Raw genomic sequence first — 14,029 nt, forward strand, 5'->3', positions numbered from 1 at the left:
TGCGGGGACAGGATTTGAACCTGTGACCTCTGGGTTATGAGCCCAGCGAGCTACCGAACTGCTCCACCCCGCGTCGCTGAAACAACACTACCCTAGTTTTCCGGCTTCGTTTTCCACTCGGGGTTTTCCCTTGGGTCGGCAGGAAATCCCCGGAGCTTAAACAAAAACATCCGGACACTGTTTCCAGTGTCCGGATGTTTCCATCAGTTGCGGGGACAGGATTTGAACCTGTGACCTCTGGGTTATGAGCCCAGCGAGCTACCGAACTGCTCCACCCCGCGTCGCAAGAACTACTTTACCGGTACGTGAACACCAGGCCAAATCGCGGGCGCGTGATCTCCGTCTCGCCTACGGAAACGGCACCTGGCCCCACAGGGAACAGGTGCCGTTTGCCGCCGTCGTGATCAGCTGGTGGCTGAGGGTGACGGGCTCGCTTCAGGTGCATCGGTGGCTGCCGGCGCGGGCGTGGCCTCGGGTGCGGCAACCGGGATCTTGGCTTCCGCAGCCACGGCCTTCTGGAGGGCAGCCGCGATCTTCCTCTGCGCCTCGCCGTAGGCTGCGAAGTCCCCTGCAGCAAGAGCCGACTGGCCCTCCTGAATCGCCGCATTCGCTTCATCCAGTGCGGCCTTCAGCTCTGCCTTGCCGTCAGCTCCCGCGGGCGTTCCCGGCGCGGCCGGATCTACCGGGGTTTGGCCGTTGTTGTCCGAATCGCCCGCGGCAGCCCCGGAGTCTCCTCCGAAGAGCTGCTTCAGTGCCTCATCCAGGGTGGGAGCGAATCCCACCTTGTCGCCGAAGGCCACCAGGACGCGCTGCAGTGTGGGGTACGACGTTTCGCCGGTCGACTTGAGGTAGACAGGCTGGACGTACAGGATGCCGCCGCCTACCGGAAGCGTCAGCAGGTTGCCGTTGAGCACTTCAGACGCTCCCTGGCGCAGCAGGTTGAGGGCCTGCGAAACCGTGGGATCGGAGTTGAATTTGTTTTGCGCCTGGCCGGGACCCGGCACCTGGATCTCCGGCGGGATCTGGAGCAGCCGCAACTTGCCGTAGCTCTCCGCCTTCACACCCGCCTCGTTCCCGGCATCCGAGTCAGCGGCCAGGAAGCCATAGAGCACGTTGCGTGCGTTCCCGTTGACAATCTGCGGAATGAACGACGACGTCAGCTGGAAGGCGGGCTTGTCCTGGTCCGGCATTTGGAGGGACATGTAGAACGGCGGCTGCTTGACGCCGCTGTTGGAGTCAACGGTGGGATCCGCCGGCACGCTCCAGACATCCTTGGTCTGGTAGAACGTGGACGGATCGGTCACGTGGTACTCCCCCAGGAGCTGGCGCTGGACCTTGAACAGGTCCTCCGGGTACCGGACGTGGCTCATGACATCGCCGGACATCTCCGAGAAAGGCTTGAGTGAGGCGGGGAACACCTTCTGCCACGACTTCAGCAGCGGGTCCTGGTCGTCCCAGGCGTACAGGGTGACCGAACCGTCGTACGCATCAACCGTGGCTTTCACGGAGTTCCGGATGTAATTGACGGTGCTGTTGGGCAAGGCAACCGCGCGGCCGGACGTGGTCTGGGTGTCCGCCGTGGCATCGGAAAGCCGCTCCTGCTGGGAGTACGGGTAGAACTGGCTTGTAGTGTAGCCATCCACAATCCATTTGACGCGGCCGTCAACCACCGCCGGGTAGGCATTCCCATCCACGGTCAGGTACGGGGCAACCTTTTCCACACGCTCACGGGGACTGCGGTCGTACAGGATCTGCGACTCGGGGTTGACGCCGTCCGAAAGCAGCAGGTCCGAGGACTGGAACTTGATGGAGTACAGCACGCGGTTGAAGAACGTTCCCACGTTGGGACCGCCGTTGCCTTCAAAGGTGTACTGGTTGTCCCCCTCGCCTTCCCTGCCTGACGGCCGGTCCTGCTCGCGGGCAGGGGCGCCGTCCGGCGCGCCAACGATCGAGTAGTCGGGCGAGGATTCACCGAAGTAGATCCGGGGCTCATAGGTTGAATCGTCACCCAGGACACCCGTTGACGGGATACCCGACTGCAGGAATTCCGGCTTGCCGTCCACAGTGAACTTGTTGCCCTTTGCAGCCACTACACCGTAGCCATGGGTGTACACAACGTGCTGGTTGAGCCAGCCCTGCTGGTTGGTTGCCACGTTTGCGGGGTTGAGCTCGCGGACTGCGATCACGGTGTCCTGGATCTTGCCGTCCACCTCATACCGGTCCACATTGAGGGCTTCCGGGAACTGGTAGTACGGGCGGTACTGCTCAAGCTGGGAGAACGCATCCGAAATCAGGTTCGGGTCCAGCAACCGGATGTTTGCCGTGGTCTGCGCATCCGGGGCCAGGGCCCCGGTGCTGGCCGTGTTGGTGGCGTTGTAGCGGTCCACCTGAATCTTGTCCAGGCCGTAGGCCTCACGCGTGTTGTTGATATTTCGCTGGATGTATTCCTTTTCCAGCGTCTCCTCCGAGGGGCGAACCTGGAACTGCTGGATCACCCAGGGGTAGACACCGCCGGCCAGGATGGACGTGATGACCAGCATGGCGGTTCCGATGACCGGCAGCCGCCATTTGCCGATAATGGCAGCGACAACGAACAGGATGGCAACGAGCACCGCCGCTACGGCGAGGATGGCCTTCGTGGGAATGACGGCGTTGACATCCGTGTAGAGGGCGCCGGCCCAGCGTCCGCTGTTGCTCTGCACCGCGGTGAAGCGGTCCAGCCAGAAGTTGAGGCCAAGGAGCACCAGGAAGGAGGCGCCGGTGACGGCAATATGGATCTGTGCAGCCCGGCTGGTGAAGACGCCGCGTTCCATCAAACGGATGCTGCCATAGAGATAGTGCGTCAGGATGCCCGCGATCCCGGCAATCACCACAACGCTGATCAGGAAGCCGGTCACGAAACCGAAAAACGGGAGCGACATCAGGTAGAAACTGATGTCCATACCAAATTCAGGGTCTTCTTTCCCGAAGGGCTCCTGGTTGAAGAACAGGAGGACCTTCTGCCACTGGCTGGCGGCGGCGCTGCCGGCGAAGAGTCCAAAGAGGACGGGGAGCCCGATCATGACAACGCGGCGGACAGGTTCCAGCTGCGCCTGGTACCGGTTCAGGTTGTCCCTGATTTCAGAGTCGGGCGCGTAGACCGGCCGGGCGTTGTACGCGATGCGGATCGCGAAGAACACCGCCAGGAACATGATGGCGAAACCGGCGGCAAAGATACCGATCCGGACCAGGTTCTCGGTGACGAAGACCTCGATGAACCCCAACTGCCGGTACCAGAGGACGTCGGTCCAGACGTTGGCAAAGAAGATGAAGCCCACTACCACCAGGGCAACAACGATCAGCGTGGGCGTCAACGCCCCGCGTCGTGAAGGGGGTCTGCCTGTGGACATGGTGCTGGCGGGACGGGACAAACTGGGTACCTCATAGCTGGTCGTCAGATAAATCAGAGCGTGCGTGCGGGCGACGTCCGGGACCGGTCAAACGGCCGGTTTCGTCCGTCATATTTGCCACGAGTGGCGGTGGAGCTTAGTTCCTGTTGAGTCTAGTTGCGCCCAGTCTAGTTGCCCGGGCACGCCGGAAGGCCGGACGTGTCCTGACCGTTACCCGCACGTTCGACGGCGTCGCGCGCCTCAGCCAGGGTCTCCACCCTCACTACCTGCAGCCCAACGGGGATGTGTCCTGCTACTTCCCCGCAGTTCGCGGCGGGCGCGAGGAACAACGTTGCTCCCCCGGCCCGTGCCCCCTGCAGTTTTTGTTGGATGCCACCGATGGGGCCCACGAGGCCGTCCGGGGAGATGGTGCCGGTCCCCGCGATGTGTTTGCCACCCGTCAGGTCTCCCGGTGTAACCGTGTCGATGATCCCCAGGGAGAACATCAGCCCCGCACTGGGGCCGCCGACTTTCTCAAGCGAAATCTCGACGTCGAAGGGGAAGGCGAACAGGTATTTGAGCATGACTCCGAGGATGAAGCGGCCCTCGCCGTTGTCCTTGGGGGTGATGGTCTCGGTGACGGACTGCCCGTCACGCTCCACCACCACGGAGACCGGCGCGCCGTTTCCCGCGGCCAGTTCCTCCTGGACGACGGCCAGCGAGGTGATGTCCTTGCCGTTAATGGTCTCCAGGATGTCGCCGGGCTGGATCTTCCCGTCCGAGGCTGAATTTTCGGAGAGGCCGGCTGCCTGCAGCTGCTGCCCGAAAGGAATATCCAGCTCTTTGAGGGCAGAGGCTACGGCGTTCTCCTGTGACGTGGTCATTGCCACGGAACTCTGTTCCTCGGCCTCTTCCCTGGTGGTGCCCGTGGGGTAGAGCATTTCCACGGGGTGCACGGCTTTGGAAGGGTCAACCCACGCGGAAAATGCGTCGAGGATGCTGACCGGCCCGTTGGGGCCGCCGGCCACGTAGACCGTGGTCAGGTCAAGGTTTCCCTTGGCTGGATACGTTTCCCGGCCACTGATGCTGATGACCGGGCTCCCCTGGCTTTCACCCAGGGTGTTGTACGTCGGGCCGGGCGACTCCACGACGTAAGGAACGGGAAGGGTGCCCACGGCGATTCCCAGGCCCAGCGCCGACAGTCCCGCGAGCAGCATCGCCGACACTTTCCTGTCCCGGGGAGCGCGTTCCGGGGCCAGCGCACCGCCCGTGGTGCCGTCGTCGGCCCCTTCTCCAAAGGCGGACGTGCCCGGCACGCGTGTTTCACCTGTTTCCGCAGGCAGGCCGCGGGTGAAGAGCTCAGGAGCGTGGTCCTCTGAGGGGTGGCCGCCACGGGTTGTAGTCACCCAACCAAGACTACGCGGTGCCGGTGGATGCCAGCTCTTTGCCTAGAGCGAACGACGCCGCCGTCCGGCAGACAGCCGACCACGGCCGGGGTACCGTGAAGGTTGACAGCCACACCGACGATCGGCGGGATCATGACCTCCAATCCACTCAATCCGTCCAACGGCGACGACACCCCCAAGGATCCGTTGACCGAGATGCTGCAGAACCTGATGGGCGGCAAGGGGATGGAGAATTTCGACCCCGCCGAACTGGCCAAGGCTGCGGGGCTTCCGAACGACCCCAACCTCCTGGCGCAGATGTTCTCCCAGGTGCAGGCCATGATGAGCGCCCCTTCGGAGGGGCCCGTTAACTGGCAGCTTGCCCACGACAACGCCCGCCGTGTTGCCGCGAGCGGCAGCGACCCTTCGGTAACGTCCCAGCAGTCGCGCGAGGTTGATGAGGCCCTGCGCCTGGCGGAACTGTGGCTGGACCCCGTCACGGACCTTCCCGCCACCGGCCTGATCGGCCGGGCGTGGTCCCGGGCGGAATGGGTAGAGGCCACGCTGGGCACCTGGAAGCGGCTGACAGAGCCCGTGGCCAACAGCATCGCGAATGCCCTCTCCTCGGCCATGACGGAGCAGATGCCCGAGGAAATGAAGTCCATGATGGGCGGGGCGTCCTCGATGCTCCAGAACATGGGCGGTGCCATCTTCGGCATGCAGCTGGGCCAGGCCATCGGTGCCCTCTCCGCTGATGTCGTCAGTTCCACCGACATCGGGGTCCCCCTCGCGGACCTGGAGATGGCACTGCTGCCCGCCAACGTCGCGGCGTTCGGGGAGGGCCTGTCCCTGCCCGAGAACGACATCCGGCTCTTCCTCGCAGTGCGGGAAGCCGCCCACGCGCGGCTGTTTGTCCAGGTTCCCTGGCTCCGCGGACACCTGCTGGGTGCCATCGAGGCGTACGCCCGCGGCATACACATCGACACCTCACGTATCGAGGAACTTGCACGGGACCTTGACCCCAGCAACCCGGAAGGCATCCAGGAGGCCCTGTCGCAGGGTGTCTTCATGCCGCAGCGGACGCCGGCGCAGGACCAGGCCCTTGAGAAGCTTGAGACCGCCCTGGCACTGGTCGAGGGTTGGGTGGACGAGCTCACGGCCTCGGCCACCGAGAAGCTGCTGCCGTCCGCGGGTGCGCTGCGGGAGACCGTGCGGCGCCGCCGGGCAACCGGCGGTCCGGCCGAGCACGCATTTGCCTCCCTGGTGGGCCTGGAGCTGCGGCCCCGCCGGCTGCGCGACGCCGCCACGTTGTGGGCCACCCTCAAGGAAGAGCGCGGCATCGAGGGCCGGGACGCCATCTGGCACCACCCGGACCTGCTGCCCACTGCCGAGGACCTGGACGATCCCAAGGGCTTCAGCGGGCGCCGCAAGCTGGCAGAAGCAAGTGACAGCGAAGTGGATGACGCCCTGCAGAAGCTCCTCAGTGGCGGCTTCGACTCCGCGCCGGAGGCAGAAGAAGGCACTGAGCCTGGCGCAGGAGATGGCACCGCCGAGACTGCAAAGGACGACGGCGGGCGTCCCGACGACCAGGGCAAGGACGGCCAGGAGGGCCAGGAGGGCCAGCCGAAAGGCTAGGACCCCGCCCCGGCGTTGGCTGTTGGCAGGACGGATTCAGTCAGCGTCGGGGTCGGCCATGCCGCGTCCGGTGGCAAACGAAACACCCTCAAGGAATGCCTTGGCCCGCTGCGTTTCCGGATACGCCTCGAGCAGCTGCCAGAAAGCGGCGTTGTGCGCAGCCACCAGCAGGTGGGCGAGTTCATGGAGCAGGACGTAGTCGATCACCCATTGGGGCATGGGACGCAGTTTGTCCGAGAGCCTGATGGTTCCCTCTGCCGGAGTGGCGGAACCCCATCGCGAGTTCTGGTTGCTGACCCAGCGAACCGACGTCGGTACGGCGCGTCCGCCCAGGTACTTGGCAGACAATTGGGCCGCTTGTTCTGCGAGGGCAGCGTCCGTGGCCGGCCGCCTCCTACCCGCTGCTGCCCGCCGCTCCCCCTGGCGCTGGAGTTTGGCCACCATCTTGTGCACCCATTCGGCCTCCTGGGCAGCAGTGAACCGGGCGGGTATCGCGACCACCGCAGTTCCGTTCTCCCAGAAAGCGGCTACGGTGCGGGTGCGCCGGGACGAACGCCGTACCACTACAGGCGCACCGTCCTCCGTGGTTGTGGACGAAGCAGCCGCCACCTGATGCCTCGCGGAGTGGCCAGCCATTACAGCGAGGTGCTTTCCGTCAGGACACGCAGGACGTCCTCCCCATACCGTTCCAGCTTTGCAGGTCCCACTCCTGCCAGCCGGGCGAGCTCCTCAAGCGACGCGGGGCGTGCTTCGGCAATGGCCGTCAGGGTTGCGTCAGTGAACACCACGAATGCGGGCACGTCGGCGGAGAGGGCAACCTCCCGGCGCCAGTTCCGGAGGGCGTCGAAAGTTTGTTCCTCGTAGCCGGGCGGACAGGAGTTGCACCGGCCCACTTTGCGTTCCGCGCCCGTACCGAGCATGCATCCGCAGACCCTGCACATGGCGGGAGCGGCGGCTTTCCTGCGGGTCACGGTCACCTTCCCCCGGGTGTTGGAACTGGCCACGGAGTCGGGACGCAATCCATCAAGGAACCTTGAGGGTTTGCGGTTGGCGCGGCCGCCCGGGGTCCGGGCAGTGGACCATGACAGCGAGAGGTGTTCGCGGGCGCGGGTGATTCCCACATACAGGAGCCGGCGTTCCTCGTCCACCGATTCCGGGGAGTCGGCAAAGGAAATGGGCATCAGCCCTTCACTGAGGCCCACCAGAAATACAGCGTCCCATTCCAGGCCCTTGGCGGCGTGGAGGGAGGCAAGGGTAACCCCTTGGACGGTGGGAGCGTGCTGTGCCAGGGAACGTTCCTGGAGTTCGTTGACGAAGTCGGCCAAGCTGAACTGTGTGCCCCGTACCTCGACCAGTTCATCTGCAAGGGCAACCAGCGCGGCCAGAGATTCCCAGCGTTCCCGGAGGGCGCCGCCGCTGTGCGGGGCCGAATCCGTGTAGCCGAGCGAGGAGACGATGTCCCGGACCAGCTGCCCGAGCGGTTGCGGGGAGTCCGTTTCAGCGACAGCCCGCGTGGCTGCGCGCAGCTGCAGGATGGCGTCGCGCACCTCCTTGCGGGCAAAGAACCGTTCACCGCCGCGCAACTGGTAGCCAATCCCGGCAGCGGCCAAAGCCTGTTCGTATGCCTCGGACTGGCCATTGGTGCGGAACAGGACAGCAACCTCGCTGGCGGGTGTGCCGGCGTCGAGCAGTGCCTTGATCTTTTGGGCAACCGTGGCCGCCTCAGCCTCGTCATCCGCACATTCCGTAAACTGCGGCGCCGGGCCTGCCGGCCGCTGGGCCACAAGCTGCAGGGGCGAGGCCCAGGCGGCGTCGGCCACGGGACCGCCGCTGCGCCTGCCCGCCAACAGGTCGTTCGCGAGCTTCACCACCTGCGGCGTGGAGCGGTAGTCCCGGATGAGTTTGACCACGTTGGCCTGCGGATAGCGGGCTTTGAACTCCAGCAGGTGCTTGGGGGACGCTCCGGTGAATGAATAGATGGTCTGGCTTGCGTCACCGACAACGCATAGCTCGTCACGGCCGCCCAGCCACAGTTCCAGGAGCCGCTGCTGCAAAGGGGAAACGTCCTGGTACTCGTCCACCACGAAGTGGCGGTACTGCTCACGGACGGTGGCAGCGACCTTCTCGTCCTCCTGGAGAATTCCCACTGTGATCAGCAGGACGTCCTCGAAGTCAATGACGTTGCGGTCGGTCTTGACGTCCTCGTAGGACTGGAAGACCCGGGCCACGGCGGTAAGGTCGAAGCCTCCCGGGGCTCCCCTGTCCTGCGCGTTTTCCAGGTAGTTTGCCGGCGTGAGCATGGACACCTTGGCCCACTCGATCTCCGAGGCGAGGTCGCGGATGGAGGCCCTGTCGGTGCTGAGCCGGAGCCGCCGCGCGGCCTCGGCCAGCATCTGGGCTTTGTGGTCCAGGAGGTTGGGCAGGGTGCCGCCAACAGCCTGCGGCCAAAAAAACTGTAGCTGGCGCAGCGCCGCGGCGTGGAAGGTGCGCGCCTGAACGTTGCCTGCGCCAAGGTCACGCAGCCGGCTGCGCATCTCGGCAGCAGCGCGGGCCGTGAAGGTCACGGCCAGCAGCCGCTGCGGCGAGTAGACGCCGGAATGGACGCCGTAGGCGATGCGGTGGGTGATGGCACGGGTCTTGCCCGTCCCTGCCCCGGCCAGGACGCACAGCGGGCCGTTCAGGGTGCTGGCCACCTCCCGCTGTTCCGCGTCCAGGCCTCCCAGAATGCGGTCCTCAAGGGACGCTGCCCCGTCAAAATGTTCTGTAGTCACTTCTGCTGCTCTTTGTCTCGACTACCGCGTGCTGGAGTCTGGTGGATTCGTGGTGGGTCAGGCCTCGGCCCGGTCCTGGATGCGTCCGCCATACCAGTGCTCTATCAGCGAGCGGGCAATGGAAAGCCGGCTGGAAATGGTGATATCGCCGGCGAGCACAGCCTCCTGGAGTTCCTCCCGGCTGAACCAGCGCGCCCTGGTGACCTCAACGCCGTCGGGCCTTGCCTCGGCGTCTTCGGTGACGGCGGTAAATCCAAGCATAAGGGAGGCGGGGAACGGCCACGACTGCGATCCGAGGTACTGGCATGCGGTCACCCGGACTCCCACCTCCTCGTATATCTCGCGGACCACGGCCTGTTCGAGTGACTCCCCGGGCTCCACGAAGCCGGCCAGCGTGGAGTAGTTCCTGGCGTCCAGCGGTCCGCCGCCGCCCAGCAGCAGCCGCCCGTCAGGGCCCACCACGGTGACAATGATGGCCGGGTCTGTCCGCGGGTAGTGCTCCGACGAGTCCGCAGGACACCGGCGGACCCAGCCGCCGGCCTCGACGTCGGTAGGGGTACCGCAGCGCGGGCAGTGCGTGTGCCCGGCGTGCCAGTTAGTGATGGCACTGGCCTCCACAAATAGGGCAGTGTGCGTGGCGCCCAGTCCCGCTGCGACCTCGCGGAAGCCGGCCCAGCGGGCATCGGACGGGATCCCGGCTGTACCTGGAGGAACCTGCTCCGGGAGGACATAAAGCAGGAGCCCGGTTCCAGCTGGCAGATCCGAATCCGGAAGCGCGTAGCCCAGGAAAACGACCAGTTCAGGCGCCGCCCCGGCTGCAGTGAGCTCCTGGAGCAACGGCTGTGCGGCGGCTACACACAGGCCGCCTCCCTGCACCAGGCCCTGCCGCCCGGACAGCACAACAGCCAGCGTTTCGGGACTGGCCAATTGTTCGTCCACGATCCCCGGCGCTGTCCGGACGGCCGACCCGCGGTCCACCAGCGCCGGCCTGACGGGAAGGAGGGTGTCCATGAGGTGGTTGGCAGGCAGCGTTGCCGGCTGCCCCTGGTAGACCGGTGTGACAGACTCCGCATGGCTCATATATCCACCGTACTGACTGGGGCTGACAATTGACATTTCCAGCCTGGCCCACGGTGCCCGCAGCACCCCCCCTATTTGCAGGTATCTCAAGACTCGCCGCCGCCGGACCGGTCTCCCGGCCCGCAGGCAATCTACCGTTGAAAGGTGAGAAGAAAAGCGATTGAACTGGCAGCCGTTGCAACCGCGGCAGTCCCCGGGCTGACCCCGACGGCCGTTAGCTCTGCCCCGGACGACCCCGCGGACTTCGACTCAGCGCTGCTCCTCGACTCGGAAGGGAAGCGTTGGCGGGTCAGGTCGCCGCGCCACGCCGAGGCCAGCGCCCGGCTCGAAACAGAATTCCTGGTGCTTCGTGCCTTCGCCCCGGCCATCCGCGCCGAACTGCCCTTCCTGATGCCCACAGTCGCCGGCAGCGTGCGCCTGGGAAGCCTGAGTACGTTCGTCTACTCGCATCTGGGCGGCAGCACCCGCAGCGTTGAGGAACTGACGGCCGGGCCGGATGCCCTGGCCCGGGAAATCGGCGTGGCGCTGGCAGCCATCCACGATCTGCCCCGCGCGATCGTCAGCAACGCCGACCTGCCCAGCTACACCCCCAACGAATTCCGCCAGCGCAGGCTGAACGAGCTGGACCAGGCCGCCACCACTGGAAAGATCCCCCCGTCCCTGTTGCTGCGCTGGGAGCACGCACTTGAGGACGTGTCCTTGTGGCGCTTCAATCCATCCGTGGTGCACGGGGACCTGCATGAGGACAACCTGCTCGTGGAGGGCTCCCGGGTCACCGCCGTGACCGGCTGGACGGACCTCCGCATCGGCGACCCCGCGGACGACTTTGCCTGGCTGGTGGCGTCCAACGAGCAGGACTTCGTGGACGCCGTACTGGACGCTTACACCACCGGCCGCCGCGACAAACCCGACAAGCACCTGCTTCGGCGGGCAGCGCTGTCGGCCGAATTCGCCCTGGCCCAGTACCTGGTCAAGGGCATCGCGGCCGGGGACGCCACCATGGTGGCGGAGGCGGAGGAGATGCTGGCCACCCTGGCCAGCGACATTGCAGAGCACGGCGGGCAGCCCATCAGCGTTGAGCCCCTTCCGTCCGTATCGCCTGCCACGGTCCCCGGCGCGGCTGCGCCTTCCGTGGAACCTGCCGCGGGGGCCGGAGCCGGCCCTGGCATGCGGGCTGCCGACGGCGGGGCGCCCACCACGGCGCCTCCGGTCACCGTCGTTCCGGTTCCGGCGGTCCAGCCCGCTGTGCACGTAACGCCGATTCCCGATCCGGCACCTGCAACTCCCCCTGCCCACACTGAAGGCGGCGCCGACGGCGGAAGCAGCACCGGCACGGCCACCGGCACCAAAACCGGCGCCCCTGACGCACCAGGCGGTCCGGATGACACGTCGACGGCTGCCCTCACCATTGTTGACGCCAACAAGAACTAGCCGCGGGCGCGTGTCAGCTACCTGACGTCCACGACGCGCCTTTCAGGCAGAAGTGAAGGCAGCCGCCACCATCTCCTCCAGCTGGTCAGCGGATCCGAGGTCATGCGGCCGCACAATCTCGTTGTCCGCAACGTAGAAGAACGCCGCCCGGACATCCTCCAGGGGCACGCTTTTCAGCCGCGACCACGCCAGCCGGTACACGGCCAGCTGCACCGCCCGGGTGCGCAACTGGGTTCCGGACGGCCGCCGTCCGGTCTTCCAGTCCACCAGGTCCCAGCGGCCGTCCGCATCCTGGAAGACGGCGTCGATCCGCCCACGGACCACAACCTCCCCCACTCGGGTCTCCACCGGGACCTCAACAAAGGCCGGGGAACGGTGGGCCCACGGGGAGGACCTGAAGGTGGCCACCATGGCGTCCAGATCGTAGGCCGCATCGATGTGGTCATCGGAGCCCGGTGCCTCGCCGAGGTCGAGCATGCCTGCACTCCCGAAGTACTCTTCCACCCAGGCGTGGAAAGCTGTTCCCTTCCGTGCCGACATGCCCGGTTCCCGCGGCACCGGCCTGCGGAGCCGCCAGAGCACCGCCTCCGGGTCTTCGTTGAGGTCCACAAGTGTGGATGCGGAAATATGGGTGGGAAGGTGGACCTCCTGGGCGGACGACTTCCTTGCCCGGCGTTCCAGCAGCAGTGCTGCTTCCCTCGCCCAGCCGGCAGCCGGGCCGCTGAGCTGCGGATCCGGGACCATCATGGTGTCCTGGCCGGACAAAGCATTCGCAGGCGCTCCGGCGTCCAGCAGGGGCAGGGCCCGTTCATGGTGCATGGCCTCCAGGGCAGCCACCACCCGGGCGGACGCCCGTTCCATGACATCCCTGCGGCCCCTGGCAAGGCGGAGGCGCCCACCCGTCCGGGGATCCACCGGCCCCTCCAAGGGATCGTAGGGCCAGCGGGCCACTTCCACATCGAGGGTCAGTGGGCTGGCCTCCGGCAAAGCAGCCTCCTCCACCGACCATGGGTGGATGCCTGCCTGCACCGGAAGACCTTCGCGGGCCGGTGCGGCCAATGGCTCCAGCTCTGCCAGGAACGGTGACATGTCAGCCCGCCCGGACCTCGACCCCACCCAGGCTGCGCTGGACGCCCAGAGGACGTGCTTGGCCCGGGTGTAAGCCACGTAGGCCAGGCGGCGTTCCTCCGACTCCCCGTGCGCCTGGACGGCTGCCTTGAAGTCCTTTTCCGCGTCCAGCCATCCTTTTTGGTCCGGCTGGTCCAGGTCCCACTGGGGCAGGTCCGCCCGGTCGCCGCGCAGCGGCCAGGGCAGGGCCGCGGATCCGCTGCTCCAGCGTGAGTCACGGTCACTGGGAAAGTCCTTGGCATTCAGCCCCGGAACAAAGACAACATCCCATTCCAGCCCCTTGGAGGCATGCACGGTGAGCAGCTGGACGGCCTCGCGGTTGACATCGCTCGGCGGTGCTTCCAGGCCGTTTTCTTCAGCTGATGCCGCTTCCAGCCAGGACAGGAAGGCGAGGATGTCTACGCGCTGGGAGGTGCGCAGGAAGCCGGCGGCTGCATCCTGGAAGGCGTCAAGGTTCCGGCGGGCCTGGTGGATGCTGATGCCCGGCCTTGCGGCGACCTCGATATCAAGGAGCATGGCCCTTTCCACTTCCCCCAGCAGGGTGGTGAGGTCGTCTCCCAGGTAGCCCCGGAGCTGGCGCAGCTCCGCCGAAAGCCGGAGCATCCGTCCGCGCGCGGCCGGGGTGAGGGACCTGCCGTTCGACGAAATCCACCCCTCCCGCGGCAGCCAGTCCAGGGCTTCCACCAGGCTGGCGGCGTCTGTCAGGTCGCCTTCCAGGACGGCCGGTTCGGCATCCGGCACGGTGTCATCGGCCGCTCCGGCCTGGCCGCGTCGCCGGGCGAGCTGGCTGGACCAGTCCCTCAGCGCCATCAAATCTGCCGGGCCTATCCGCCAGCGGGCACCCGCGAGCAGGCGCATCAGCGCGTCGGAGCGGCCGGGGTCGGCGAGGACGCGCAAGGTGGCCACCAGATCCACGATTTCCGGGGTATCGAGGAGGCCGCCGAGACCGACGATCTCATAGGCGATGCCGCGGGCCTCCAACTGGCGCCGGATGGGTTCCATTTGCGCACGACGCCGGCACAGCACGGCGATGGCGGGCGGAACCGGGGAACCGTCAAGCTTGAGCTCAAAGTCCGTCACACGGTATTTCAGGATGTCTTCAGCGAGCGCGGCAGCTTCGTCCACGTCGCTGGCAAACCGGCCCAGCACCACGGATCCTGCCGCCGCGTGCGGACTGGGCTGCAGCGGCGGAACTTCGGGGGCCACGGCCCCTCCCCCGCCGGCGGGGCCG

Annotated in this window: 8 protein-coding genes and 2 tRNA genes; 2 read left to right on the plus strand and 8 right to left on the minus strand. The window is 66.2% G+C overall.

Translation table 11 applies throughout. The features are described 5' to 3' along the window. The 4 genes from ACKAE7_RS18540 to ACKAE7_RS18555 form a co-directional block, all read right to left on the minus strand. Positions 1 to 73, minus strand: a tRNA-Met gene (locus ACKAE7_RS18540). Between the two features lie 134 nt (positions 74 to 207). Further along, positions 208 to 281: transfer RNA gene (locus ACKAE7_RS18545), tRNA-Met, on the minus strand. 123 nt (positions 282 to 404) lie between these two features. Beyond that, complete coding sequence (locus ACKAE7_RS18550) at positions 405 to 3,389, minus strand: UPF0182 family protein (RefSeq protein ID WP_408979965.1); 2,985 nt, start codon at positions 3,387 to 3,389, stop codon at positions 405 to 407. Positions 3,390 to 3,556: 167 nt separating this feature from the next. After that, entirely contained in the window at positions 3,557 to 4,774 is a 1,218-nt protein-coding gene (locus ACKAE7_RS18555) for a PDZ domain-containing protein (protein WP_408979966.1), read from the minus strand. A 132-nt stretch (positions 4,775 to 4,906) separates the two neighbouring features. Here ACKAE7_RS18555 and ACKAE7_RS18560 point away from each other — a divergent pair, with 132 nt between their 5' ends. Then, the gene (locus tag ACKAE7_RS18560) at positions 4,907 to 6,388 is read left to right on the plus strand and encodes a zinc-dependent metalloprotease (RefSeq protein WP_408979967.1); all 1,482 of its coding nucleotides are present in this window, start codon (positions 4,907 to 4,909) and stop codon (positions 6,386 to 6,388) included. A 36-nt stretch (positions 6,389 to 6,424) separates the two neighbouring features. Here the strand turns inward: ACKAE7_RS18560 and ACKAE7_RS18565 are convergent, their stop codons facing one another. From ACKAE7_RS18565 to nudC, 3 genes are read right to left on the minus strand one after another with little or no spacing between them, the layout of a single operon-like run. After that, positions 6,425 to 7,024 (minus strand): M48 family metallopeptidase, encoded by a 600-nt coding sequence (locus ACKAE7_RS18565; RefSeq protein ID WP_190609925.1) that lies wholly within the window; start codon positions 7,022 to 7,024, stop codon positions 6,425 to 6,427. Beyond that, a complete protein-coding gene (locus ACKAE7_RS18570) occupies positions 7,024 to 9,159 on the minus strand; it encodes an ATP-dependent DNA helicase UvrD2 (protein WP_408979968.1) in 2,136 nt (711 codons plus the stop codon). The genes ACKAE7_RS18565 and ACKAE7_RS18570 overlap by 1 nt, the downstream gene beginning before the upstream one ends. Before the next feature lie 57 nt (positions 9,160 to 9,216). Continuing rightward, positions 9,217 to 10,239: an NAD(+) diphosphatase gene (nudC, locus tag ACKAE7_RS18575; protein WP_408979969.1), complete on the minus strand. Its 1,023-nt coding sequence runs from the start codon at positions 10,237 to 10,239 to the stop codon at positions 9,217 to 9,219. A gap of 144 nt (positions 10,240 to 10,383) precedes the next feature. Here nudC and ACKAE7_RS18580 point away from each other — a divergent pair, with 144 nt between their 5' ends. Then, complete coding sequence (locus tag ACKAE7_RS18580) at positions 10,384 to 11,670, plus strand: macrolide 2'-phosphotransferase (protein ID WP_408979970.1); 1,287 nt, start codon at positions 10,384 to 10,386, stop codon at positions 11,668 to 11,670. A gap of 42 nt (positions 11,671 to 11,712) precedes the next feature. Here ACKAE7_RS18580 and ACKAE7_RS18585 read toward each other — a convergent pair. Continuing rightward, a partial coding sequence (locus ACKAE7_RS18585; protein ID WP_408979971.1) for a 3'-5' exonuclease occupies positions 11,713 to 14,029 on the minus strand: 2,317 nt, incomplete at its 5' end.

Source organism: Pseudarthrobacter sp. NKDBFgelt (genome assembly GCF_046097905.1).
Classification (GTDB): domain Bacteria; phylum Actinomycetota; class Actinomycetes; order Actinomycetales; family Micrococcaceae; genus Arthrobacter; species Arthrobacter polychromogenes.

Excerpts from the sequence above, each read along its gene's own strand:
- ACKAE7_RS18550 (WP_408979965.1), bottom strand. The coding sequence starts at position 3,389 with ATGTCCACAGGCAGACCCCCTTCACGACGCGGGGCGTTGACGCCCACG.
- ACKAE7_RS18560 (WP_408979967.1), top strand. The coding sequence starts at position 4,907 with ATGACCTCCAATCCACTCAATCCGTCCAACGGCGACGACACCCCCAAG.
- ACKAE7_RS18565 (WP_190609925.1), bottom strand. The coding sequence starts at position 7,024 with ATGGCTGGCCACTCCGCGAGGCATCAGGTGGCGGCTGCTTCGTCCACA.
- nudC (WP_408979969.1), bottom strand. The coding sequence starts at position 10,239 with ATGAGCCATGCGGAGTCTGTCACACCGGTCTACCAGGGGCAGCCGGCA.